The organism is Colwellia meonggei, assembly GCF_057537295.1.
In genome coordinates this window covers 803,328-829,198 of sequence record NZ_BAAJLZ010000001.1, presented here as the reverse complement: position 1 = coordinate 829,198, position 25,871 = coordinate 803,328, and the positions used below count along the sequence as shown (strand labels likewise).

Here is a 25,871-nt window from a genome sequence, read left to right as displayed (position 1 = left end):
GCAACAAGTATGACAACAAATATAATGCTACAAGCAAGAATGAGCTCAAATCGTTTACCCAATAAAGTGCTTAAACCAATTTTGGGTGTCCCGATGCTAGCCCATCAAGTAGCCCGTTTGCAGCAGGTAATTAATGTCGATCTCATCATTGTTCTCACAAGTAACCATGCAACTGATGACGCTATAGCTAAATTATGTAATACCATGAAAGTGGAATGCTTTAGAGGTGACTTAGACAACGTTTTAGAGCGGTTTTACCAAGCAAGTCAGCGCTACCCATGTGAAAGTATTGTAAGGCTTACAGGTGACTGCCCTTTAATTGATGCCAATATTGTCGATGAGGTAATAGCTTTACACCAAGCTGAGGGTTTTGATTATACCAGTAATTGTGAGCCTGCTACCTTCCCCGATGGTTTAGATGTTGAAGTAATCAAATCCAAAGCATTAGCGTCAGCATGGTCACAAGCAGTTAAACCGTCAGAGCTTGAACATGTAACACCATTTATTAGAAACAACCCAAAGCAGTTTAACTGTGGTTCTTATTTACATACATGTGATCTTTCCTCACAGAGATGGACGGTTGATGAGCAAGAAGACTTTGATTTTGTAGAAAAAATATATCAAGGTTTATACCCCTCAAATGAATCATTTAATTTGAACGACATTATAGAGTATTTAGCAATGCACCCTGAACTGCGTAAAATTAATCAAGCATTTAGTCGAAATGAAGGCCTATTAAAATCACAAAGAATCGATAAAGAGCAAGGTTATGTCTAAAAAATTCTCTCTCTCTAATGCATGCCTTGAGCGTGCAGAAAAAACTATACCGTTAGGTTCACAAACCTTTAGCAAAAGTCGCATTGCCTATCCTAACAAAGTGTCCCCTTTATTTATTAAACGCGGGCAAGGCTGCCAAGTGTGGGATGCTGACAACAACCAATATACTGACTTTGTCAGTGGACTATTATCAGTATCTCTTGGTTATTGTAATAAAGCGGTCGATGATGCCGTTATTGAACAAATAAAATCAGGCGTGACGTTTTCTTTGCCTCATCAGCTGGAAATGATTGTCGCCGAAAAATTAGTTGAGCTTATTCCTTGCGCAGAAATGGTGCGCTTTGGCAAAAATGGCAGCGACGCAACGTCGGCTGCAATTCGTTTAGCACGAGCCTATACACAAAAAGAACATGTAGCTGTATGTGGGTACCATGGTTGGCAAGACTGGTACATTGGCTCGACTAGTCGAGATTTAGGAGTACCAAAAGCGACGAAAGAGCTCACCCACACTTTTAAATACAATGATATTTCCTCATTGGAGAAAATATTCTCACAAAATACTGACCATATTGCCGCAGTAATTTTAGAACCAATGAATACTCACTTCCCTGAGAGTGACTTTCTTCAGAAAGTAAAAGTATTATGCGAGAAACATGGTGCCATTCTTATTTTTGACGAAACCATTACAGGCTTTCGTTATAGCATGGGCGGCGCACAACAACTGTTTAACGTAACACCTGATTTAGCTACTTTCGGTAAAGGTATGGCAAATGGTTACCCTATTTCAGCCGTCGTTGGCCGGAAAGCTATTATGGCATTGATGGAGGATATTTTTTTCTCAGGCACGTTTGCAGGCGAAACATTATCACTTGCGGCAACCAACGCCACATTAAACTTCATGTTAGAAAACAATGTAGTTGAACATATAGAACTAATGGGAGAAAAGCTGCAATCTGGCTTACATGAAATTATTAATGATATGCAAGCACAACAATGGCTTAACGTAACAGGTCATCCTGTGTGGTCATTTTTAAATATCGGAGAATATGGCGTCTATAGTGCGATAGAGTTGAAATCGTTATTTTTACAAGAAATGGCGCAACGTGGCTTTTTATTAGGCGGTGGACATAATTTAAATTATGCCCATAAAAATAGCGATATAGATGCCTTACTTACTGCTTACCGGCAAGTATTAGCTATATTGGCTGAAACAGTCATTAAAGAAGATTTTACCACCCAATTTAAAGGCGAATTATTAACGCCCGTTTTTAAGGTACGATAATGTTTAAGATCGCTTTCAGAGCTGATGCATCCATTATCATGGGTAAAGGACATGTAATGCGTTGTTTGACCTTAGCCCATTACGTATCTTCTATTCACAGATCAAAAAATATTGAAACAGAGATAACTTTCATTTCCGTTTCCCACAACGGGAATTTGAATACGTTTATAAAAGAACATGGCTATCAAGTAATTACTTTGCCCGTCGGTCCATTGCCAATAAAGCCTGCTGATACAAACTCGTGGCTAGGAAGAACTCAAGAGCAAGATGCTCAACTTTGCATTGATAATATTCCTACATATTTTGATCTGATAATTGTTGATCACTACGCTATTGATAAAGACTGGCAACGATTAATGCGATCAGCATGCAAAAAACTCATGGTAATAGACGATCTCGCAAACAGAGAATATGATTGTGATATTCTTTTAGATCAAACATTATTAAGAGGGAATATTGATTACCAAAATTTAACTCCAAAAAGCTGCCAAATACTAACGGGGGTAAATTATACTTTATTACGCGATGAGTTTATTTCTCGAAGAGGAAGTGCAAAAGATAAACGCCTGCAACTAATATCACTACCTACTAATTTTCATGTACTTATCAGCCTTGGTGGCTTTGATCCAAATAATATCAGTGAAATAGCCATTAAAGCGCTCATCACGCTATATTCAACGAATAATTCATTTTCCGCGACTATCGTTCTTGCGAGTCAATCAAGCCACATTCAAAGCATTACAAACTTAATTTGCAAGCACCCTTGGTTAACATTAGAGCTCGATAGTCAAAATATGTCTGAGCTAATGCTAAAAGCTGATATTGCCATTGGCGCTAGCGGCGGTACCGCTTGGGAACGCTGTTGTTTAGGGCTGCCAACTTTGTCCATAGAAACCGCTGACAATCAAAAGCTGGTTAGCCAGTCTTTACAACAACAAGGCGCTATTATTAACTTAGGTGAAAGCGGTAGCGTTAATGAAACTGTCATTCATGATGCCTTTATCAACCTTTTACCTAAAACGATTGAGCAAGAAACAAATGGTATTATTAATACTTATCAATCTATGGTGCAACAGTGCTTTAACTGTTGCGATGGAAAAGGGCCTGAGCGGTTGTATCAGCAGGCTTTTTCAGAATTATTCTCTGTACATAAAATTAGCCTAGCACAAGCAACAAAGAAAGATGTTGATACTATATTTAAATGGCAATCAGATACTAAAATAAGGCAATACTTTAGAAGCCCAAAGCCTGTTGAATATAACGAGCACTGTTCCTGGTTTAATAAGGTAATCACTGATAGTAACCGACATATTTTTATCATACATAAATGTAACCACCCTGTTGGTATGGTGCGGTTAGATAAAGTTAATAATAACGAATTTGAAATATCAATATTAGTTGATCCCGAATTTCAAGGACAAAAAGTTGCTGCAACCGCTTTAGCAAAAATAATTGAAATGTACCCTCAACAGGTATTTAATGCGTTTGTTAATATTGACAACAAGTCGTCACATCGACTATTTACGCAAGCTAAATTTACTAAAGTGAATTCAGAAGAATATTGCCTTCGGCCTAAAGTAATTGGGAAATTGAGTTAATGAGCACCAATGAAAACAACTATGTCGTAGCAACAATAAAAGATTGGAATATAGAGAACTTTAATCTTTATATCAAAGATCTGCCTGGAAATTGGCATTTATTCACGACACCAGAGTCACTCACAATTGACACCTTAACCGCCCTGAATCCACGATATATATTTTTCCCTCACTGGTCATGGTTGGTTCCAGAACCAGTGCTGACAGCGTTTGATTGTGTATGTTTTCATATGACAGATTTGCCCTATGGCAGAGGTGGGAGCCCTTTACAAAACTTAATTTTAAGAGGAAATACCGAAACAAAAATTTCAGCTCTTAGAATGGAGGAGACCTTAGATACAGGCCCTATTTATCTAAAGGTTCCACTTTCTCTAAGTGGAAGTGCTCAAAGTATATTTGCTAATTGCTCAAAGAAAATTTTTGACATGATTCGCTTGATCGTCGATATAGAGCCATGCCCAATACCTCAGAATGGGGCAATTATAGAATTCAAGCGTAGACTACCCGCTCAAAGCAAACTCCCAAATAATTTGTCTATACGAGACACCTATGATTTCATTCGCATGTTAGATGCCGATACCTACCCAAAGGCATTTATTAATCATGGTGATGTTTCAATAACATTTAGTGATGCAACACTAACAGCTGATAATGAGCTAATAACTCAAGCCAAAATAATAACCAGAGATGCAAACCAAAAATGAAAAACAAGTATATAGAAATTGCGGGGCGAAAAATTGGTGCCGACTTTAAGCCCTATATCATTGCTGAAATATCGGCTAACCATAACGGCAATATAGACACTGCACTTAAAACCCTAGAGGTAGCTGCTAAGTTAGGTGTTGACGCAATTAAAATGCAGAGTTATACCCCAGACACTATGACTATTGATTGCAACAACGAAGACTTTCAAATATCGGGCGGTTTATGGCATGGTTATAATTTATATGACTTATATAAATGGGCGCAAACTCCCTTTGAATGGCATAAGCCTTTATTCGCCAGAGCGAAAGAACTTGGTGTAACGTTATTTTCGACACCATTCGATGAAAGTGCCGTTGACCTTCTAGAGTCGTTGGGTGCTCCAGCATACAAAGTCGCTTCATTCGAATTAACTGACTTGCCTTTAATAAAGTACATCGCTAAAACGGGTAAGCCTATGATAATGTCGACAGGTATGGCCAATATAGAAGAAATAGAAGAAGCAATAAAAATAGCAAGAGAAAACGGCTGTAAGGAATTAGTAGTCTTACATTGTATCAGCGCTTACCCAGCACCAGCAGAGCAGTCAAATTTAGCAACCATAAATGATTTAGCTAAACGGTTTGATGTAATTTCTGGTTTATCTGATCATACCCTAGGTACTGCAGTTTCTGTCACGTCTGTAGCCCTGGGAGCTTCATTAATTGAGAAGCACTTTACGCTTGATCGTAGTAAAAAAGGTCCCGATAGTGAGTTTTCTATTGAGCCTAATGAATTAGACACTTTAATCAAAGAAACAAATATCGCATATCAAGCGATTGGCAACGCCAGCTACGATAGAAAACCTGTTGAAGAGGAAAATATAAAATTTAGACGTTCATTATATTTTGTTCAAGATATCAACCAAGGTGAAACTATCACCGAGCAGCATATAAAACGTATTAGACCTGGCTATGGTTTAGCTCCAAAATACTTATCAAAAGTCTTAGGGCAAAAAGCTACTCAAGCCGTAAAGCGCGGAACGGCAGTTTCTTGGGAGTTGTTTACTAATGAATAATGATATTCTAGTGGTTTCTGCACACGCAGACGATGAAACGTTAGGCTGTGGCGGTACCATAGCCAAGCATATTTCAAACGGCGATCAGGTGAGTGTTATTTTTATGACTGACGGAGTTTCGTCGAGAAAACAAGTATCAAGTAATAACATTGATCAACGAAACTCTTCCACAAATCATGCAATGAAAATATTAGGTATTACAGACATATATTCTTTTAATTTTCCAGATAACGCCATGGATACGGTCCCGTTAATAGATATTGTTAAGGCCGTTGAATCCATCGTTGAAAAAGTAAAACCTAAGACCATTTATACTCATTTTGCTCATGATTTAAACGTAGATCATCGCCTTACCCATAATGCCGTTATAACGGCATGTAGGCCACAAGTAGGGTCAAGTGTAAAAAATATTTTCGCTTTCGAAGTACTTTCCAGTACCGAATGGAATTCGTCATCACAACCAGCTTTTGTTCCACAATACATAGTAAACATAGATGATTTTTGGGATAAAAAACTTCAAGCGTTACAATGTTATCATGAAGAACTTCGCCCTTTCCCTCATAGTCGCAGTCTTGCATGTATTGAAGCACAAGCCGTTCTTCGAGGAGCTAATTATGGCTTTAAAAAAGCAGAAGCTTTTCATGTTGAACGAATGCTAGAAAGCTAGCCTAGCTATAAGATAAGAAACGAATTAGATGAAAATAATTAGCCCAAAGCTATCAACAATATATTTACAGAGTATTAGTGAGCAAGATGCTAATGAAGAATATGTAAGTTGGCTTAACGACCCACTTGTTAATCAATATTTGGAAACTCGATTTCAACAGCAAACCTTATCAACAATAGCGAGTTTTATTCGTGATGTAATCACTAACCCAAATGAACACTTATTCACCATACGATTAACAGGTAATAATCAGCATATTGGTAATATTAAAGTGGGAGCAATTAACAACAGACATAATATTGGTGAAGTGAGTTTATTTATTGGTGATAAAAACTCGTGGGGCAAAGGTATAGCAAAACAAGCTATACAGTTAATTACCCGTTATAGCATTGAAAAACTAAAGTTAAGGAAGTTATCTGCCGGCGCATACAAGCCTAACAAAGGCAGTACTTTTGCGTTTATTAATTCAGGTTACGTTGAAGACTGCGTACTAACTGATCATCACTTAATAAATGACAAGCCCTGTGATCTTGTTAAAGTATGCTTTTTTGAGCAACAATTACAGATGCTGCCAAAAATTATTGTCTCCTAACAGCTGAAAAGCGTTCTCAACACGATCAATAATGAGGTTATACGGCTGTTGAAGTTACGCTAATCGTAATAACTTACTTATAGCGTAACCAATCTAACTCGCTAGCTTTATAGTAACGATCAAATTGTACTTTTTAAGTCGCTATTATAGGTTGTTATAAAGTTTTGATATAAAAAATTCAAATGATCTTTAAACTCCTTTAAGCAATAATTCATAAAATCATTTCTGGTATTTAAATCACCATAAAGGTAACTATGACTCATAATCATTGATTGATAATATCTAAACGTTCCTTGAATGAGCCAGTAGTTAAATTTATATTCATTGCGCTTATAAAGTTCTCTTAATAACTTATATTGTTCTGAGAATATATCGGCAAGTTCTTCTCTAGAATTTACTTTTTTGTCCATTTTTAAAATAAATTGTTCTAACGTTACTTTAAGTACATGAGAATTTTCTTTCATCGCCTGAACAATATTACCCGACCCTAACTGCTGGTTATCAAATGCATTAGAAAGTAAATCGTTTAAAAAATCTTGCTTACTATTCTGCTCTTCTGAGAGGTTAATATCTTCAATTTTTCTAGGCTCCGTCAACTGTATCTCAATACCGTCGGCGGTATTGTATACATTCACACCTGGATTTTTTGATAATAAAAACTCCAAGTTAATTCTTGTCGAATCAAATATAGCGTTTGTATTTACAGAGTCTCTAAAGTTACCTTTACGCGATAATTCGTCAGTCATTTGCGCATCTACGCTTTCTTTAGCATCAAAGTCATTATCATAATAAACACTATCTTTAGAATGATGCTTATCTTTTGATACATAGCCAAAGTCTGTGCCTACTAAAAATACTTCTTTAAAGTCTAACAATGTAACCAATTCCATCGCCGCGTTAACACAAGTCGGGTTAGGGTACTGAGTTATTGAATATAAACCCTGCTTATCAAGTGACTGGAGAAAAACACCGCCAACATCAGCATTTTTAACAAGCAGCAATGGTGATTTAAACTTAGCCAATATTCCAGGATGGACCGTGTTCAAAGCCACTAACTGAATATCTTTTAGCTTGACTGAAGAGCGCTCCTGCTGCTTTTCAATAGCTTCCACATATTCAATTAGATATTTTGTGCGCTCCATTTCAACATGAATATCTGGCGTTACGTTGTTTTTCAACAATGCCTTTAACGTTGTACCACAGCTGATAATAATTATTTTATCTTGATTTTCCCGTAAAAAATCCATTGAATAATCGAGAGAGGGGCCATTGGCAGCAATAAACACAGGTCTATTAGGGCTATTATTAATAAACTCTGTTTTGACCTTACATACTTTGTAGCCAGATTGAAGGTTGAGTAAAGTGTGCTTTAACCCAACTACTTCATCCTCCATAAACCCCCAACCAAATAGCAAACGATAACCGAGCTGTTTCAAGTGCGTTATTGTTTCGTCATTTGTCACACTGTTATAATGTTTAAAAGTATAAAAGCGTGCTATATGGCAGTGACCATGACTTTGAAAAAACTGACTTATTGCGCTAACAGGATCTAGAGCTCCGCCGCCTACAGTAAAGGAAACAGTCCCCCCCAAAGCCTTACAACTTTCAATAATGGGCTTTAATTCTAAACAATGTAGCATCGCATAAAATACATCGTTAGAAGGTTCACATAACAATAAGTTTTGAATTTTTTTTTGATTAAAGAGTTCCTCGATTTGAAAGCCTAAACCAGCACCTAACATAAATAATAAATCTAGTCGCTCTTCGTTCATGTAATGTCGGTATCTTATAGGGTTCTCTGCTTTCCTTCTTTCACTGATAGCACTTAATACCCGAGTGTGTTCCCAACGGCCAACATGCTCCGCTTCAATAGGTATATCAACGCCATAAACCTCTGGCTTTTGAATAAACTGCGCTACTTGTTCACGGCAAAATTCTCGCGCACCTTTTTCATATACACATTTATCATTGTTAAATAAATTGGGGTTACCATTATCATCGATAACAACCCAAGTATTTTGGGGAATATAATTTTTAAATTGCTGATAAAGCGCTGGAACATATACCTTTAAGGTATCTAGATTAGCTTGAAGGGTCGCCGATAAAATCATTTTTTCTAGGCTAAAAGGTGCGGTATCAGACATTATTGCTCCAAGGAATAAAAGAAAATAAGAAAAGCGCTGTTTAGAAGAGTTTTCTAGAGGCTATAACATTGACTTAGTTACGGTATATTTTTGGCGCCTTTATCAAAATAATAAAACATACACTAAGTATAAAGCAATAAATGCGCCAGAGATAAAATTATGACTGCCTAACCACTCCAGGCATATTGTTTAATTGCGCGCTAAGATAACTGCTTGTTGCATTTAAATTGTTAACTAACAAGTCCATGCTATTGTATTGAGCAGATAATCTAGCTTCAAGTGCATCCATTTTTCTGGAAAAATTAGCTCTATCATCGTCAATTCGGCTTAACTGAGTATCTTTACTATCTAGGCGTCCTTGAATTATACCATCAGATTCTGTGTAAAAATTTAGCAAGTCATCAACCTGACCAGCAAAGCCAGAGTCACTGTCAGTGCCAACAAAAAATTGCTGTACATTATTAACGTTGTCTGTAATTTCATCATTTAATTTATCACTATCAAGACTCAATTTACCGTAACGATCTGTCTCTATCCCAAGTGTTGCTAACGAAGCCTCACCATCAGTGCCATATGTAAAGTTTGAACTCAATTCATTACGTAATTTGGACATTACACCTCGTAATAAAGAATCCCCTGATAAAATACCACTATTACCGTCACCAACCTTACTATAGTTCTCGTTTAAGTCGACAAGTTCGTTGTAAGCAGTAACAAATGTATCAAGCATCTCTTTAATACTGCTATTATCTTCACTGACTTTCACTTGACTCTGGTCATCATCTACACCTTGCGCTTTCTTCGCAGTGATATCTATCCCATCAATGACATTTTTAAATTCATTTGTACTATTTGTTACCACTAAAGTGCCATCTATCGTGATTTGCGCGTCGGCCGCAGCGTTAACTTCAGTCAAATTTACGGCGTAAGTAGGTGAGGCAATATCAGGATCATAAGCTAATCGAGATAATCCTGAAGTGTCTAAGTCATTTGTGTCAGCATCATCTACAACTATTTTTATTTCGTTGTCTGTACCCGTTTCTTTGCTACTCAATACTAAGTGTTGACCATTGTCGTCAGTAATAATAGTTGCGACTACTGAGTCATTATCTTCTGCATCATTTATAGCATCGCGAATATTACTTAATGTCGCGGAATCTGAAACAGCTACATCGAAACTGTTGGTTCCTGAGCTTATGCTGAGAGTACCTTCGCCAACAGCTTCTTCACTGTCTATGCCTGTAGAAAGCAATTTGTGCGAAGCAGCGAGAGCGTCAACTTTAACGGAGTAAGAGCCGACACTTGCATCTTTACTTGATTCTAAGGATATAAACTCATCGTCTTCACTCGTCGAGCGTTGCTGGTATTTATCAATATCAGCTAAATCGGAAATAGATTCTTGTACTTTTTCTAGAGCAGACTTGAGCGAGCCTACTGCCGAGATATCGGCATTAATCAATGCAGCTTGCTGATTCATACGTGATTCAAATGGCACTTTTTCCGCGTTAACTATCGCGTCAACAATTTCGCCCACTTGTACACCAGAGCCTAGCCCTTGAAATGTTATCATAATAATACTCAGTTACTTTGAAATAAGAATCGATGCTTCTCTAACTTTGATTTAAGTGCAACTAGACCTTAGAGTCAACAAAATTTCCTGTCGCTTCAGAAAGTTTTGCCACTAAAGATAGTACTTCTTCTGTAGGATATTGCTTAATCAGCTCTCCAGAAGTTTTGTCTAATACCTTAATCACATCACGCCCAGAGTCCTTATCAACAGAAAACTCTAATCCGCGATTCATTTGCCCGATAAACTCATGCAATTGTTCAGCCACTTTTTCAAGCTGAGGCCTCGACATTTCTCTACTTTCGTCTTGAGTTTCATTTTTTCTTAGATTATTGAGACCTTCAATATCTACACTTTCTTTAGCTTCAACTAACTTATTATCTGCATTGACTTGCGCAGACTTATTTATCGTTTGTTGATCATTATTCGCCTGACTGTTTAACTGTTTTGCAGGCAAGGTATCTATTGCTACTGTTGTTAATTCAACACTCATGATCGACCCCTTAATTAATTTAAAATTAAATAAAAATTTAAGTCTAATTTAAACGCAAAAAAGGAAAGCGTGCTACCACCCCTCCCTTTATTGCTTATCGATATTAATCGATTACCTAATTTTGACTAAATTAAGCTTAAAGCTGCTTGAGGTAATTGATTAGACTGAGCAAGAATTGAAGTACCTGCTTGTTGTAAGATTTGGTTCTTAGTCATCATGGCCGTTTCAGCAGCAAAATCTGTATCTTGAATTCGGCTTCGTGACGCTGATACATTCTCTTCAACGTTCGCTAAGTTATTAATTGTATGACCAAATCTATTTTGAATCGCACCTAAGTTAGCTCGACTTTCGTTAATTTCAGCTAAAGCGTTATCAATTGTTCTTACCGCTGCGCTTGAGCCGATTGAAGAACTAATATCAATATCATCAACCTGGTTAGTTGCAGCAGCAGTTACTGAAGCACCAGCTGTACCGGTTGTTGCTGCACCAGCAGTATCAGTCAAGTTAATTGTCAAGGCCGCTGTTGAGCTAACCATAGAACCCGAAAGTACGCCACCGTGTGATGAAACGCCTAAACCATTAAGCGCTGCATTTAATGCAGAGTCCATAGTATCCATGTCTGTTGTAGCACCAGTTGCAGTCACAGCACTCAAATCAACTTCAATGACTTGTGCTGTAGCACCGGTACTAGATAAATAAGAAATAGACATTGTTCCGCCATTACCAATCTCTGCAGTTGAAAGCTGTGCAGCTGTAACTTCACCAGCACTAATTGCATGTGTATCAGTATCACCAATTTTGTCAGCGCTGATATCTTTTAAACCTACAGAAATAGTTTCACCTGAATCTGAACCTACTTGGAAGGCTTTAGTTCCGAAACTACCATCTAATAAGTTCTGACCACCGAATGACGTTGTTTCAGCAATTCGAGTTAATTCAGTTTGAAGTTGAGATACTTCTTTTTGCAGTGCTTCACGGTCTTCTGAAGAGTTTGAGCCGTTAGCTGATTGTAATGATAATTCACGCATACGCTGCAAAATATTAGTAGACTCTTGCATTGCACCTTCAGCAGTTTGTGCCATTGAAATACCATCATTAGCATTACGTTGAGCAACACCTAAACCATTTATTTGTGAAGTTAAACGGTCTGAAATTTGTAAGCCTGCCGCATCATCTTTTGCACTATTGATACGCATACCAGACGATAAACGTTGCATTGATGTAGCAAGTCCATCACCTGATTTCGTTAAGTTACGTTGAGCATTTAATGATGAGATATTGGTATTTACTGATAAAGCCATAATAAAACTCCTGCTTACAAATATATGAAGCGCTAATTAGTTATTAAATTTGGAACTATCAGTAATGCATCAAGTCCCCGTTCTACACACATTAACGGCAGCATAAAAATTAACTTTAATCTTTTTTTGAATATTTATTAATAATAAATAAAACAAGGTGAACTATGCTTTGAAAATGGAGAGTAAACTTAGACCATTAACCAATGGCCAGGCAGGCATTTTTCATCGAGGAAAGCAGACCTAACGCTCTGTGATAGAAATATCTAAACGACTTAATCATTTCCTAGAATAAATGCAATGTGAGGATAACAAAAAAGCCGAATAATAAATTATTCAGCTTTTTGATACTTGTAATTAACCTTTAATGAACTTCTCTTTAAACGTTAACCTAACAAGCTTAATGCAGCTTGAGGGACTTGGTTAGCTTGAGACAAGATTGAAGTGCCTGCTTGTTGCAATATCTGATTTTTCGTCATCATTGCAGTTTCATTAGCAAAGTCGGTATCTTGAATACGGCTACGCGAGGCAGATACGTTCTCTTCAACATTTGCTAGGTTATTTATTGTGTGGCTAAATCTATTTTGAATAGCACCTAAGTTTGCTCGGCTATCACTAATTTCGGCTAATGCATTATCTATAATTTCGACAGCAACACCAGAACCAATTTGATCCGCAATATTTATGTCTTCGACATGTGTTATAGCTGCAGCTGTAACAGAAGCACCCGCTGTACCCGTTGTTGCAGTGCCTGAAGTATCAGTTAAGTTTATTGTCAGGGCTGCCGTTGAAGTTACCATTGAGCCTGAAAGCACACCACCGTGAGCTGAAACACCGATACCATTTAGCGCGGCATTTAATGCAGAGTCCATTGAATCCATATCAGTTGTGGCACCTGTTGCAGTAACTGCACTCATATCTACTTCAATCGTTTTCGGGTTCGCTCCTGTACTGGTAACGTATGAAATCGACATGGTGCCACCATTGCCAATTTCAGCAGTAGAAAGTTGAGCCGCCGTAACCTCACCTGCAGATATTGCATTTCGAGATGTAGTTCCTAGCTCATCGGCACTAATGTCCTTTAAGCCAACCGAAATCGTTTCACCTGAATTAGCCCCTACCTGGAAGGCCTTAGTGCCAAAAGTACCGTCAAGAAGGTTTTGACCACCAAATGATGTTGTTTCAGCTATACGAGTTAATTCAGTTTGCAATGCCGCAACTTCTTTTTGCAGTGCTGCGCGGTCTTCTGAAGAGTTTGAACCATTAGCAGATTGCAACGACAATTCACGCATACGTTGTAAAATATTCGTTGATTCTTGCATCGCACCTTCAGCGGTTTGCGCCATTGAAATACCATCATTAGCATTACGTTGAGCAACACCTAAACCCGATATTTGCGAAGTTAATCGATTAGATATTTGCAAACCCGCAGCATCATCTTTTGCACTATTGATACGCATACCGGATGATAAACGTTGCATTGATGTCGCAAGCCCATCGCCTGATTTAGTTAAATTACGTTGAGCATTTAACGAAGATATATTGGTATTTACTGACAAAGCCATAATAAAACTCCTAATGTGTTAACTGGTGTTAACGCCTGTTTATGTGTTGTTGTAGCGTTGTCCATAAACCGGACGTTAACGCTTTGTTATTAGAAGCTCGCTATTAGTTAATTACTTTAAGTGACTTTCTTTCCATTAAAGATAGCTAACTGAAGCCTCTGTTCTGTTTAAAGTAGCTCGATTAAAATGGAGCTTTATTTTCACCAGCCCTCATAAATTTTAAGGGTCTCCTCTGGTGGTACTTTTTTAACGCATCTAGAGCAAAGCAAAATGTGCGCCAAAAACATCAACGAATATAATTAAATAAATTTAACCCCTGAACTTGGGTAAATGTTTGCTGGGCAGCCTGTAACGCGACCTTTGATTGCTCATAGGTTGAGATCGCTTTGGCAAAGTCTAAATCTTCAATTGACGAACGAGACGACTCTAAATGCAACTCAGAGTCCAAATGGTTACTTTTTTGACGCTCAATAACTTGCAGATTAATGCCCGATTGCGCGCGACGTGAAGTTAGGTGATTCATGGCATCACTTAACTGTTCAAGTGTTTGGTTAAAATCAACCTGTACTTGCGGATCTTCTCCTGCACTGGATTTATTTTCAATCCAATCAATTGCCGACTTCATGGTTTCAAACACACTGACTTCCTGATCAGGCGTCAAAGAAAAGTTATCGCCCGGCAATGGGTTGCCGCTCAATTTTACCTCAATACCATTGAAGGCAATGGTTTGCCCTGGCACATAACCGGTAATGTTAGTTACATTTCCAGCACCATCGGTAATACTAAGATCTGTCGCAGTAGTAAAGTTAAAAGTAAAGTCCGGTGGGTTTACCGCACTGTTGTATACACTCGGGTCTGCTATTACGGCGCTTTCAACGGCAATACCTGAAGTGTTGGTATTATATGTTGGCGAGAAGTCACCAATGGCATTTGGAACTTTCTGAAAAACTTCTTCACCACTTTGATTGGTAGCAATTGTAACATTCTTACCTATTTGCAGCTCTCGTACGCCATTATCTCCACGATAATTTACCGAGTTATCCGCCTGTAAAACAAACGGTGCGTCATCAACCTGATAACCGGAAAATACATAACCTCCTGTTTCATTTTGACCATTAGCAATATCTAACACTTGCTCTAAACTGTGTCTGGCTTGCTGCGCAATAGACTTCAAGTCATCATCTGAATAAACACCATTATTAGCTTGTAGCATTAAATCTTTCAATTCATTCATAATACCTTCAGCATTAGCTAATGAGGTATCAATTAAACTGTTGTGGTTTTCCGCTTGGGTAATATTACGTTGGTATTTTTCAATATTAGCGAGGTCATTCTTATAACCCGCTAATGTGCCATAAGCTACGGCATCATCTTTAGCCGTTATTACCCGCTTACCACTTGATATATAATTAACTTGTTCATTAACACCAGCCTGCTGATTAGACATCTGCAAACCATTCTGAATATAAAACTGTGCTGTAGAAATGCGCATAATAAATCCTATCTAGCCACTGATAACAGCGTATCAAATATGGTATTTGCCACTGAAATGATTTGTGATGATGCTTGGTAAGCTTGTTGATACTTCAGCATATTAGCCGCTTCTTCATCGAGGTTAACTCCTGATTTAGATTGATTACGGTTAAATGCCTGCGTAAACAATGACTGCGCAGTATCAGCGACAACTTCCGCTGAATTCGCATTTGAGCCAACTTCAGCAGTTGTATTGGCCAGTGCTTGGCTAAAGGTTTGTTTACCCCCACCAAGAATTTTTTGCTCTTGTGTTGAAGCCATAAATGCAGCATTACTACCGTTACCTGAACCGAAAGCATCAGAAATGGCAAACTTCTCACGAGCAAGTGCTCCTTGACCGGTAGGAGTTCCACCAATTTCAATTTGAAAAGCCGGTGGCGTCGATGCTGGTGGCATATCAATAAGGGCTGTTGCGCCAGCGGCAAAACTGCCAGTAGCTAAAGTTGGTGCCGGTGGCGGATTAGCCGCATCATAAATACGATAGTCAAAAGTACCCGGCGCACTTTCATAAACATCAACCGTTAAATTTGCATTGGTGCCGTTGGTAAATGATCTAGCAAGTTCGGGATCTAATATATTAGTAATATTTACTGTACCAGTACTGACATTATTGTCATCGGTAGCGACTTCAATTGCCGAACTTGCTGCTATACCTTTAGGGTCAGAGAGGGTCACGCTCATTAATGCTGCGCTGTTTTCAGTTGGGCGAATTTTGAATGTATCGTCAGCACTTGGAGTGCCTGTATTAACGGTAAAGTCAAAACCAAATGTAGTTGGGAATACACCTGAGCCAACAGGAGACTCCACCAAGGTTGTCTCACTACCATCAAGCTCATTGGTCATGATATAATCTGTGCCATCATATTTAACAGTAAACTCATTACTTGGCACTAATGAAACATCAGTGATTGCAACACCTGCCTGCACTGTGCCAGCGTTTTTTGACGAAGGTAGTACTCGTGAGTTTTGCAGTTGCGTGCTATTAATATCAGTAAACATGTTAGCGCCTTGTTTACCGTTTAAATCTAATCCTTGCGACTGCGCTTGATTTAAAGTTTCCGATACTGCCATCGCTAAACGATTTATTTCACTGCGGGCTTTTGTGAGATGTTCGTCACGATATTCGAACTTAGCCGCAATTTCCCCGCCTAATTTTTCCCCGTTTAATGTAACGGTGCTATTTGGACCAACCAACTTTAATTGCGTTTGCATTGGATCAGGGTTACCTGCCTCCACACCAACCGTGAGTGGTGTTATACCGGCTACTAAAGTCGTGCCGCTACCAATCATGACAGTCATAACACCGTTACTATCTTGAAGTGTATTAACTGAAGTATACTGCCCTAATTCAGTGATCAGTTGATCACGCTTATCAAGTAGATCGTTAGGCTGACCACTTAAAGTTAAGTCTTTATTGTGTAGAATTTGATCATTCATTTTTGCCAATTCAACTGAAATTTGTGAAATCTTACTGGCAATTTGTTCGATTTCACCATTTGTCGATTTTTCCAGCTGATCTAAATTGTCGTTAACACTATTAAAATCGTTTGCCAAAACGCTTGCCTGACTCAAGGCAATGTTACGTAAACCAATATCATTAGGATTATCAGCAATACCATTTACCGCTTGATATAGCCTATCTATAGAGCCACCGATTGCTTCACCAGAAAATGACATAATCTGGTTAAGTTGATTAAGATCTAAACTAATCGAGCTGGCATTACCTAAATTACTTTTATTTAATAGTTGTTCTTTGTAGGAGAATTGATCATAGATACGGGTAATGTCTTGCACATAAGTACCCGAGCCAATGTAGTTACCACCGTTTACGTTGCCAATAGCGGCATTTTGTTCAGCGCGTTGGCGGGTATATCCTTCTGTATTTACATTAGCAATATTGTGCCCTGTCGTAGCTAACTGTTGTTGCGCGGACAGTAAACCACTAACACCAGTTTGATACAGATTAATCGACATGACCTAAACTCCTACAGTAACCTTGGTTTCAGTAGTGAAACTTTGGGTTAAACTTATTTATTTAATAAGCCAGTTACTGTCCGAAGTGTTCCCATTATCTTTTTCGCGTAATTTGGGTCGGTAGCATAACCAGCACTTTGTAGGTTATGCAGAAATTGTTCCACATTTTCAGATTTTTCTAATGCTCCTTGATAGCGCTCACTGCCAGTAAGTAAATTTAAGTAATCATTAACACTTTGCCCAATCGACTCATACACCCTAAATGGCTCACGCTTTTTCACCATAGCGCCATTTTCAAACTCTAAAGTTTCTTTATGTGTTTTCTCGCCAGCCCAACGACTATCAGCCTTAATGTTGAATAAGTTATTAGAACTTTTACCAGTTTCAGTTTTAATAATCTTCTGACCCCATCCGGTTTCTAATGCGGCTTGAGCAATAACAACTTCAAAAGGTACATTAATTTTATTTTGTACACGTTTTGCATCTGCCGTTAATGCACTAACAAAGTCTTGTGGCTTTTCAAATGTTGGACTTTGTAGTTGACTAACCATTTTTACCAGATCAGAGCCATTTGTTTGACGATCCTCTCTTTGATCTTGAGCCGTTGCCGGATCGTTGACAGTATTTCTATTAGTTAATAAAGAACCTTGGGTTACCCGGACACTGCCGCGACTATCTAAGTTTCCGTCTGAACGTAAAATGGTATGAGGCTTGTAATTTTCACTGTCTCCACCGAGTTGACGAACAATAAGTTCAGATAGCCCTAATGAACCGTTATTCGACATTTCCAATGACATTTGCTGATCGTGCATATCACGATAAAACTTAGTTGACTCAGAGTTAAATGGGCTGTCTGACTCCAGAACTTCTTGCGCTTTACGCATGCTTTTCATTAGCATTTGCATAAAAATCGCTTCGAACTGTTTAGCAGCCTGCTCTAGTGCAGCTTCTTTACTCGCCTTATCACCAGTTTTCGCATCTTGTCGAATCGAGTTTAGGCCATTAATGTCTAAGAAGTTTTGTGCGTCAGCAATACGTGTTGTCATTTTTAATACCAGTCATTATTCAATCAATATCAAATGATGACTAAGTCTCCTCGCAGTGCACCTGCTTGATCTAAAGCTTCTAAAATTGCCATAACATCACCTGGACCTGCTCCCACTTGGTTAATAGCACGAACTAATGCATCAAGCGTAACACCTGGATCAAAAACAAACATCCGAGAATCGTCTTGGTTTACATCGATAATTGACTGTGTGGTTGCAACAGTTTCACCTTCAGCAAAAGCATTCGGTTGAGAAACATTTTCAATTTCATTAATCGTCACTGTTATGCCGCCATGAGTAATTGCCGCCGGCAATAAACGTACATCGGCGCCAATAACAATAGTACCAGTGCGTGAGTTAACAATAATTTTTGCCGATGGCGAGCCTGGTTCAAACTCAAGGTTTTCTAAAGTCGCTAAAAAACTAACCCTGTCAGCGGCATCTCTAGGCGCAGTAACTTTTACCGACGTAGCATCAACCGCACGTGCAGAGCCAGCAATTAAATTATTGATGGTATCTGATAAACGTTTAGCAGTAGTGAAGTCTGCTCGGTGTAAATTAAAAGTAATATGGTCGCCAGATGTAAATGGCGATATTACTTCCCGTTCAACCATAGCACCGTTGGCAATTCGGCCTACTGTAGGTGTATTTGCAATAACTTTTGAGCCATCTAAACCTTCAGCACCTAAACCGCTGACCACTAGGCTACCTTGTGCAACGGCATAGGCATTGCCATCTAAGCCCATTAATATAGTTTGTAACAATGTACCACCACGTAAACTTTGCGCACTGCCCATAGAAGAAACCGTAATATCAATTTTTTGCCCAGGTTTAGAAAAAGCGGGTAATTCCGCATGTACAGCCACTGCGGCAACGTTTTTAATTTTTGGCTTTAAGTTAGTTGGCATAGTAATACCAAAATTACTCAGCATGGTTTTAAAGCTCTGCTCCGTAAACGGGCTTTGCTCACCTGTACCGGGTAAACCAACCACTAAACCATAACCAATTAGCTGGTTACTTCGAACACCCGCAACATCAGCTAAATCTTTAATTCGTTGTGCGTTTGACTCAGGACTTATTGCTAATAATGTCAAACAACATAGGCTAAATATTAATTTTTTCATCATACTTTCCTTTATAAAGGCCACCATGAACTACTGAAAAATTTTGATAACCAACCCTGTTCTTGAGCGTCAGCAAACGCGCCAGTACCAGCATATTGAATACGCGCATTCGCGACCTTGCTCGAGGTAATGGTATTGCTTGAACTGATGTCTTGTGAGCGAATAATGCCAGTTAGGCGAATATATTCATCACCATTATTTAAGGTCATCCATTTTTCACCACGGATCATTAAATTACCGTTAGGAAGTACTCTTAATACATGAACAGAAATATTACCAGATAAACTATTACCCTGATCTGCTTTTGAATCGCCTGTAAAATCAGATCCTTGAGCGTAACCAAACTGTATTGATTTATTTTTGATATTGACCGGAGTTCCACCAAAGCCAGTAATTGGATTTAACGTGGCACTATTTTCTTTGGAAAGTTCAGTTTTGGCATTTTTTTGCGCTTGCGTACTTTCGCTTAAAATAACGGAAATAATATCGCCAACTCGATGCGCTTTTGAATCAGAATAAATATTATTAACGTAATTAACTTTAAATAATGACCCCGTAGGTACTAATGGTTCATCATTCATTTCCGGCAGAATTGGCGCAAAATTAGGATCATCAGGTAATGTTTTTGCTTGCTCAACACTGGCACAAGCACTCATCAACAAAGCAATAACACCTGCACTTAGGCATCTTGTTTTTAACGAAGCATTTTGTTTTTTCATCATCCGCTCCCTAAACCTTATAACTGCTGATTAATGTAGCTAAGCATTTGGTCAACAGCTGAAATTACTTTTGAATTCATTTCATATACACGTTGGCTCTCAATCAAGTTAACGAGTTCCTCGGTGGTATTTACATTGGATGTTTCTAAGGCTCCTTGTACTATCATGCCAAAACCCGCTAATCCCGGAACTCCCTCTTGTGGCGCGCCACTTACCGCAGTTTCTACATATAAGTTTTGCCCAATTGGCTCTAAGCCCGTTGGGTTTACAAAGTTGACAGTATTGATTTGCCCCACAACAGCAGGTTCAGCTTGACCTTGCAAGGTTACGGATACTTCACCATCTTGCGAGACAATAATGCTCAAGGCATCTTCTGGAACGGTAATTTGTGGTTGTAATAAATAGCCCGCGCCCGGAGTTACTATGCTGCCTTCTTCATCCATAGTGAATTGACCGTTACGAGAATAAGCTGAAGAGCCATCTGGCATCAGAATCTCGAACATGCCTTCGCCTTGAATCATCAAATCAAGGGCATTGTCAGTATTAAGCATATCCCCTTGGGTATGAATTTTTTGTGTGGCAACAACCTTAGTACCGGCACCTAACATTAAGCCTGATGGCATTTCTGTATCTTGTGCTGAGCGACCACCTGGTTGGTTGATATTTTGGTAAAGTAAATCTTCAAAAACAGCTCTACTTTTTTTAAAGCCTACGGTACTGGCATTAGCCAAGTTATTTGAAATAACCGCAATTTCTTTTGTTTGAGCATCTAAGCCTGTTTTACTGATCCATAATGCTGGGTTCATACATCACCTCGAGAAAATTTAATTAGAATGCCCGTAATAATGAAGAAGCACTGTTATCGACTTCCTCTGCGGTTTTCATCATTTTTAACTGCATTTCAAATTGACGTTGCAGTGCGATCATATCGGTCATTTCACCAATAGGATTTACGTTACTAGATTCGATAGCGCCACTTGCGACTTTTACTGTGACATCAGCCGGCTCATTATTGCCATCTTTACGACGAAACAAACCGTCATTACCTTTTTCAATAAAACGGTTATCAGGATTAACAAACTTAATACGGCCAACTTCTTCTTGCACCGAACTAGGAGCACCTTCTGGCTGAACCATAATGGTTCCGTCACTGGAAATATCTATGTTATTTACTGGTAACGGCAAGAAAATAGGGCCATTTTCACCAATGACTAAATCTCCACCTGATGTTTCTAAGGCACCATTCTCATTTAGTTTTAGTTGACCATTACGAGTATACGCCTCACTACCATCTTTAGTTTGCACCGCCATCCAACCTTGGCCTTGAATAGCAAGGTCAAGATCACGACCAGTTGTAAGGAAGGCACCACTGTCAAAGTTTTGGCCTGAACGTTCAGTCATAGAAAACACACGAGTCGGCATGCCTTCACCAAAAGCTTGCATTGCTCGGGCATTGGCTAAATCAGCCTTGAAGCCAGTTGTTTTGGCGTTAGCGAGATTATTGGCAGTTACCGATAAGGCATGCATGTTTTGCTTCGCGCCACTCATGGCAATGTACAGCATCTTATCCATAATGAATTCCACTCAAACTAATTTCAATTATTCAGGATAATGCAATTAAAATGCCAAGCTATGAAAAGGGAAGTAGTTAACGAAAGGATTGTGACGAAAAAAGAAAAGCCAGGTAACATTACACAACCTGGCTTTTAATATTTTGATTAGAGAATAATAGATTATCGAATTTGCAGTATCGTTTGGTTTAGCTGATTATCAACTTCCAATGCTCGTGAGTTTGCTTGGAAATTTCGTTGCGCTGAAATCAAATCAATAAGCTCTGATGTTAAGTTAACATTTGATTGCTCTAGTGCAGATGAGTTAATAGTACCAAAAGTACCAGAGCCGCCTTCACCAGCCAAAGCTTCACCTGAACTTATACTCTCTTTCCAGCCAGTATTACCGACTTGTGTTAACCCTTGTTCATTAGCAAAGTTGACCATGACGATACGAGAAAGAGGTTCTGATGTACCATTACTGTATGTTGCTCGCACTAAACCATCCACTCCAATATCGATGCCCGTTAGTCGACCAACAGCTAAACCATTTTGCTGTAATGAGGTTGTTTCGAAATTGGACGCAAATTGTGTTGGTTCATTTGGGTTCGGTGCTAATGAATCCAAGTTAAAGTCTATGGCAACATTTTGCGTCGGATCGGCACCATTTGGTAAATGATCTGTAAATGCAACAGTACGTATACCGCCATTGGCCAATGAAGGTGATTGACTAATAAAATCGCCAGAGGAATTAAAAACTAGTCGAGCTCCTTTGGCTCCTCCTGGTGATAATGGTCCTGATACAGTTCCCCCTTGAGGCGTTGTTGCTGCGATAGCATTTGAAAGTGCTGTTTTTGCCGCATTCAATGTCGCTAAATCAGCAGCTGTTGGTGATGCTATAGCATCATAGGCTGCTTGAGCCGCTGTTGCTGCTGCTGTTTCGGTAACCACTAGAGCATCAGCGGCAGCTTGAACAACGGGGTCATCGTCCAAATCAATCATCTTTCCGTCGATAGAAGCAAAGATCATCCACTGATTTGGTGCTGTTTCCGGGTTATCTTTGACAAAGTAATAGGTCATAACATGGCTATCACCGAGTGAATCAAATATTGTCACTGCTGTGGATTGTTCATAAGTTGTATCATTTTCAGGATCAAAATTACCTGGAGAGTCAGAAATATAAGTGGCACCAGCAGGTAAATTCATACGCATATCAACTTCTGAAGTTTGCTGCGGTGCGCCTGAAGCTGTTGGTATTCGAATCGGGCTCGCTGTAGAGAGAGTCACCCCTCTAGAACTACCATCCGCATTTACATCATAGCCTAAAAGGTGTTCACCAGCAGAATTAACCACAAAGTTACTATCATTAAGTTTAAACTGACCAGCACGCGTATATGAGGTCTCTAAGCTGCCGAGTTCTGGTACTGTGGCAAAAAATCCGTTACCCGTAATAGCTAAGTCTAATGCGTTGTTAGTAAACTGAATACTACCTTGTGAAAACTGTTGAGCGACATCGGCGGTTAACACACCATCGCCTACTTTAGTTTTGCCCGATGACAAAAGAGAAGCGGCGTAAACATCGACAAACTCAGCGCGAGACTCCTTAAAGCCCGTAGTGTTTACGTTTGCAATGTTATTGGATGTAACATCCAAGTCTTTCTGAGCAGCGTTTAATCCGCTTAATGCGATATTGAATGACATAAATTCACCTCGTAAAAAATTCTGTTAATTTAACCTTGTGTTACTTCTACAACATCCGATAGCTTCATCGAACTGCCACCATTTAGATTTAGTAATATATTGCCACCTGCACCTGCTAAAGTAACGCTATCGACTTTTCGATAAGTCATGGCTTGTAATTCATTTGCTTCACCGTCAACCAAACCAGCAACACGGAAGCGATATGCACCTTCCGGCGCAGGTTCACCATCAGAACCCATACCGTCCCAAGTAAAGTTAGATTCTCCAGCTTTAACACTGCCAACCGGCACGGTTTGAATAATTTCACCAGCAACATTTTCAACATAAATATTGACATTAGTTGCTGGCTTATCGGTAATTAATTTGCCTTTAACTTCTTCACCTTCTTCCATACCAAAAACATTATCGTCAACCAATACACTGCGACCGACTAAAGATGAAGCCTGCAATGCTTGGCTTGACGACATTGATGCAGCAAAGTTAGTAAATTGATCATTTAGATTAGACACACCATCAGTTGTGGAGAATGCTGTCATCTGCGAGATCATTTCGTTATTCTCCACTGGCTTTGTCGGATCTTGATGAGATAGCTCTTGTGTTAATAATGCAAAAAAGTCTTCTTGCGTTAACATGCCGCGATTTTCATCCGCCTCTGGCGTAGAATTTTCTTGTTGCCAACGAATATTGTCTAATGGGCTAGAACCAGATACAGTTTCCATTTTAAATTCCTATATAAACTTAGCGTTGACCAAGTGTTAGTGTTTTATTCAGCATGTTTTTTGCTGATTCAGCTAATTGCACATTGGTTTGATATGAACGAGAGGCTGAAATCATGTTAGTCATTTCTTCAATAACATTAACATTAGGCTTATAAATATAGCCTTCACCATCTGCCATTGGATGATCTGGTGCATATTCAACATTCAAAGGTTTATTACTTTCAACAACACCTAGTACCTGCACACCAACCGACTCATTTTGACCGGCGGCAGCTTTTTGCATCTCAGCGGCAAAAACTGGGTGGCGTGCACGATAAGTTTCATCGACACTACTACTAACACTGTCGGCGTTAGCAATATTACTGGCAGTGGTATTTAAACGCACAGACTGTGCGCTCATACCTGTGCCAGAAATAGAAAATACATTAAATAGGCTCATAATTACTGCCCTCCAGTGATTGCTTTTCTCAGGCCTTTTATCTTGCCATTAAGAAATTGCAGGCTTGCTTGATATTCCATAGAGTTTTCTAGATACAAGTTTCGTTCCACTTGCACATCAACGGTATTACCATCTCCAGTATCAGGTTGGTCAGGTACTCGGTAACCAACGCCATTGTTGAGTTCCATGCGAACATCAAAATGTTTTTCGTTGGTACGAGTCATACCGGTTTGTTGTTTTGAGGAGGCTTGGGCTAACGCGGCTTTGAAATCCATGCCTTTGGCTTTATAACCAGGTGTGTCAGCATTAGCAATATTACTCGCAATAAGTTCAGCGCGCTGCGCACGAACCTGTAAACCTTGCGGATGAATACCGAACGCTTTTTCAAAACTAATAGCCATAAAAATACCTCCAAATTAATGAAGGTATCTATACAATATTTATGCCAGTGTTAAATAAGATTATCTTTTCTGATAAACAATGCCGGGATTGCATCGATTCATGTTGAAGCTCTGGCTAATACCAGATAAAGACTCAGAAGCACCTAAAAATAAGTAACCGTTATTATTTAACGTGCCGTGAATTTGAGAAATAATTTGTGTTTTCAACTCAGGAGAGAAGTAAATCAAGACATTGCGGCAAAAAACTAAGTCAAAACGCCCCATTAAGCTATAACTATTTAGTAAGTTCAATTGACGAAAACTCACCATATTTTTAATCACACTTTTCACTTTAAGCATGCCATTGTCGCCATTTTCAAAAAATTGACGCTTGCGCTCAGGCGATAGACCTCTTGAAAGCGCTAAACCATCGTAATGGGCATATTTACAGTGCTCTAACATAGTGTTTGAAATATCAGTGCCAATTATTTGAACGCCACCAGGGAATGCCCCCGGGTTACTCTGTTGATATTCATATATAGCCATTGCAATCGAATATGGCTCTTGCCCTGAAGAACTAGCTGCTGACCAAATTTTTAGTGGCGTACGCTGTCCCTTAAATTCAGGCAATAACTTTTTCTTTAGTAATTCAAACGGATATTCATCACGAAACCACAAGGTTTCATTGGTGGTCATTGCATCTATAACTGCGGCCCTTAATTGCCGCTTAACCGGATTCAACGTTTGCGCAACCAGATCTGACAAAGATTCAACTTCAAACTTTGCCATTAATGGGGCTAACCGACTTTTCACAAGGTATTGCTTACTCGCGCCCAAGACAATACCGCATTGCTGTTCTAGAAATGTTCTAAACTGTTGATAACTTTTATCATCGAGTTGCTTAGTTGGCACTAGCTATTATCCACTTATATTATTTAGTACAA

24 protein-coding genes are annotated in these 25,871 nt (G+C 39.0%); 7 read left to right on the top strand and 17 right to left on the bottom strand.

Annotation, left to right across the window (positions count from 1 at the left end; translation table 11 throughout):
- Positions 1 to 9: 9 nt before the first annotated feature.
- Genes AC27E9_RS03700 through AC27E9_RS03670 form a run of 7 tightly spaced genes read left to right on the top strand, consistent with a single transcriptional unit; the run spans position 10 to position 6,675 of the window.
- Entirely contained in the window at positions 10 to 777 is a 768-nt protein-coding gene (locus AC27E9_RS03700; protein ID WP_487127365.1) for a cytidylyltransferase domain-containing protein, read from the top strand.
- Positions 770 to 2,059, top strand: coding sequence for an aminotransferase class III-fold pyridoxal phosphate-dependent enzyme (locus AC27E9_RS03695; RefSeq protein ID WP_487127362.1), 1,290 nt, complete (start codon positions 770 to 772; stop codon positions 2,057 to 2,059). The genes AC27E9_RS03700 and AC27E9_RS03695 overlap by 8 nt, the downstream gene beginning before the upstream one ends.
- Entirely contained in the window at positions 2,059 to 3,657 is a 1,599-nt protein-coding gene (pseG, locus tag AC27E9_RS03690) for a UDP-2,4-diacetamido-2,4,6-trideoxy-beta-L-altropyranose hydrolase (protein ID WP_487127360.1), read from the top strand. Before AC27E9_RS03695 ends, pseG begins: the two co-directional genes overlap by 1 nt.
- Entirely contained in the window at positions 3,657 to 4,361 is a 705-nt protein-coding gene (locus tag AC27E9_RS03685; RefSeq protein ID WP_487127358.1) for a formyl transferase, read from the top strand. Before pseG ends, AC27E9_RS03685 begins: the two co-directional genes overlap by 1 nt.
- The gene (gene pseI, locus AC27E9_RS03680; protein ID WP_487127356.1) at positions 4,358 to 5,416 is read left to right on the top strand and encodes a pseudaminic acid synthase; all 1,059 of its coding nucleotides are present in this window, start codon (positions 4,358 to 4,360) and stop codon (positions 5,414 to 5,416) included. Before AC27E9_RS03685 ends, pseI begins: the two co-directional genes overlap by 4 nt.
- Positions 5,409 to 6,083 carry a PIG-L deacetylase family protein gene (locus AC27E9_RS03675; protein WP_487127354.1) on the top strand — a complete coding sequence of 225 codons (675 nt, stop codon included), beginning with the start codon at positions 5,409 to 5,411 and terminating at the stop codon, positions 6,081 to 6,083. Before pseI ends, AC27E9_RS03675 begins: the two co-directional genes overlap by 8 nt.
- Positions 6,084 to 6,111: 28 nt before the next feature.
- A complete protein-coding gene (locus AC27E9_RS03670) occupies positions 6,112 to 6,675 on the top strand; it encodes a GNAT family N-acetyltransferase (protein WP_487127352.1) in 564 nt (187 codons plus the stop codon).
- A 119-nt stretch (positions 6,676 to 6,794) separates the two neighbouring features.
- Here the strand turns inward: AC27E9_RS03670 and AC27E9_RS03665 are convergent, their stop codons facing one another.
- The 17 genes from AC27E9_RS03665 to AC27E9_RS03585 all read right to left on the bottom strand — a co-directional run bounded on the left by AC27E9_RS03665 (position 6,795) and on the right by AC27E9_RS03585 (position 25,839).
- Positions 6,795 to 8,819 carry a motility associated factor glycosyltransferase family protein gene (locus AC27E9_RS03665; protein WP_487127350.1) on the bottom strand — a complete coding sequence of 675 codons (2,025 nt, stop codon included), beginning with the start codon at positions 8,817 to 8,819 and terminating at the stop codon, positions 6,795 to 6,797.
- 157 nt (positions 8,820 to 8,976) lie between these two features.
- Positions 8,977 to 10,389, bottom strand: coding sequence for a flagellar filament capping protein FliD (gene fliD / locus AC27E9_RS03660; protein WP_487127348.1), 1,413 nt, complete (start codon positions 10,387 to 10,389; stop codon positions 8,977 to 8,979).
- A gap of 61 nt (positions 10,390 to 10,450) precedes the next feature.
- Positions 10,451 to 10,879 carry a flagellar protein FlaG gene (locus AC27E9_RS03655; RefSeq protein ID WP_487127346.1) on the bottom strand — a complete coding sequence of 143 codons (429 nt, stop codon included), beginning with the start codon at positions 10,877 to 10,879 and terminating at the stop codon, positions 10,451 to 10,453.
- A gap of 125 nt (positions 10,880 to 11,004) precedes the next feature.
- Positions 11,005 to 12,180: a flagellin gene (locus AC27E9_RS03650; protein WP_487127344.1), complete on the bottom strand. Its 1,176-nt coding sequence runs from the start codon at positions 12,178 to 12,180 to the stop codon at positions 11,005 to 11,007.
- Positions 12,181 to 12,563: 383 nt separating this feature from the next.
- Positions 12,564 to 13,742 carry a flagellin gene (locus AC27E9_RS03645; RefSeq protein WP_487127342.1) on the bottom strand — a complete coding sequence of 393 codons (1,179 nt, stop codon included), beginning with the start codon at positions 13,740 to 13,742 and terminating at the stop codon, positions 12,564 to 12,566.
- 286 nt (positions 13,743 to 14,028) lie between these two features.
- Positions 14,029 to 15,234, bottom strand: coding sequence for a flagellar hook-associated protein FlgL (flgL, locus tag AC27E9_RS03640; RefSeq protein WP_487127340.1), 1,206 nt, complete (start codon positions 15,232 to 15,234; stop codon positions 14,029 to 14,031).
- 8 nt (positions 15,235 to 15,242) lie between these two features.
- The gene (flgK, locus tag AC27E9_RS03635; RefSeq protein WP_487127338.1) at positions 15,243 to 17,249 is read right to left on the bottom strand and encodes a flagellar hook-associated protein FlgK; all 2,007 of its coding nucleotides are present in this window, start codon (positions 17,247 to 17,249) and stop codon (positions 15,243 to 15,245) included.
- Between the two features lie 53 nt (positions 17,250 to 17,302).
- Complete coding sequence (flgJ, locus tag AC27E9_RS03630; protein ID WP_487127336.1) at positions 17,303 to 18,295, bottom strand: flagellar assembly peptidoglycan hydrolase FlgJ; 993 nt, start codon at positions 18,293 to 18,295, stop codon at positions 17,303 to 17,305.
- 29 nt (positions 18,296 to 18,324) lie between these two features.
- Positions 18,325 to 19,419 carry a flagellar basal body P-ring protein FlgI gene (locus AC27E9_RS03625; RefSeq protein WP_487128279.1) on the bottom strand — a complete coding sequence of 365 codons (1,095 nt, stop codon included), beginning with the start codon at positions 19,417 to 19,419 and terminating at the stop codon, positions 18,325 to 18,327.
- 11 nt (positions 19,420 to 19,430) lie between these two features.
- On the bottom strand, positions 19,431 to 20,138 hold the full coding sequence (gene flgH / locus AC27E9_RS03620; protein ID WP_487128277.1) for a flagellar basal body L-ring protein FlgH: 708 nt from the start codon (positions 20,136 to 20,138) through the stop codon (positions 19,431 to 19,433).
- A 17-nt stretch (positions 20,139 to 20,155) separates the two neighbouring features.
- Positions 20,156 to 20,944, bottom strand: coding sequence for a flagellar basal-body rod protein FlgG (gene flgG / locus AC27E9_RS03615; protein WP_487079008.1), 789 nt, complete (start codon positions 20,942 to 20,944; stop codon positions 20,156 to 20,158).
- A 22-nt stretch (positions 20,945 to 20,966) separates the two neighbouring features.
- The gene (gene flgF, locus AC27E9_RS03610) at positions 20,967 to 21,710 is read right to left on the bottom strand and encodes a flagellar basal-body rod protein FlgF (protein WP_487127334.1); all 744 of its coding nucleotides are present in this window, start codon (positions 21,708 to 21,710) and stop codon (positions 20,967 to 20,969) included.
- 161 nt (positions 21,711 to 21,871) lie between these two features.
- Positions 21,872 to 23,389, bottom strand: coding sequence for a flagellar hook protein FlgE (locus AC27E9_RS03605; RefSeq protein ID WP_487127333.1), 1,518 nt, complete (start codon positions 23,387 to 23,389; stop codon positions 21,872 to 21,874).
- Positions 23,390 to 23,418: 29 nt separating this feature from the next.
- A complete protein-coding gene (locus AC27E9_RS03600) occupies positions 23,419 to 24,108 on the bottom strand; it encodes a flagellar hook assembly protein FlgD (RefSeq protein ID WP_487127331.1) in 690 nt (229 codons plus the stop codon).
- Between the two features lie 19 nt (positions 24,109 to 24,127).
- Positions 24,128 to 24,547, bottom strand: coding sequence for a flagellar basal body rod protein FlgC (flgC, locus tag AC27E9_RS03595; RefSeq protein WP_487079004.1), 420 nt, complete (start codon positions 24,545 to 24,547; stop codon positions 24,128 to 24,130).
- 2 nt (positions 24,548 to 24,549) lie between these two features.
- On the bottom strand, positions 24,550 to 24,948 hold the full coding sequence (gene flgB / locus AC27E9_RS03590) for a flagellar basal body rod protein FlgB (RefSeq protein WP_487127329.1): 399 nt from the start codon (positions 24,946 to 24,948) through the stop codon (positions 24,550 to 24,552).
- 60 nt (positions 24,949 to 25,008) lie between these two features.
- Complete coding sequence (locus tag AC27E9_RS03585; RefSeq protein WP_487127327.1) at positions 25,009 to 25,839, bottom strand: CheR family methyltransferase; 831 nt, start codon at positions 25,837 to 25,839, stop codon at positions 25,009 to 25,011.
- Positions 25,840 to 25,871: the final 32 nt, after the last annotated feature.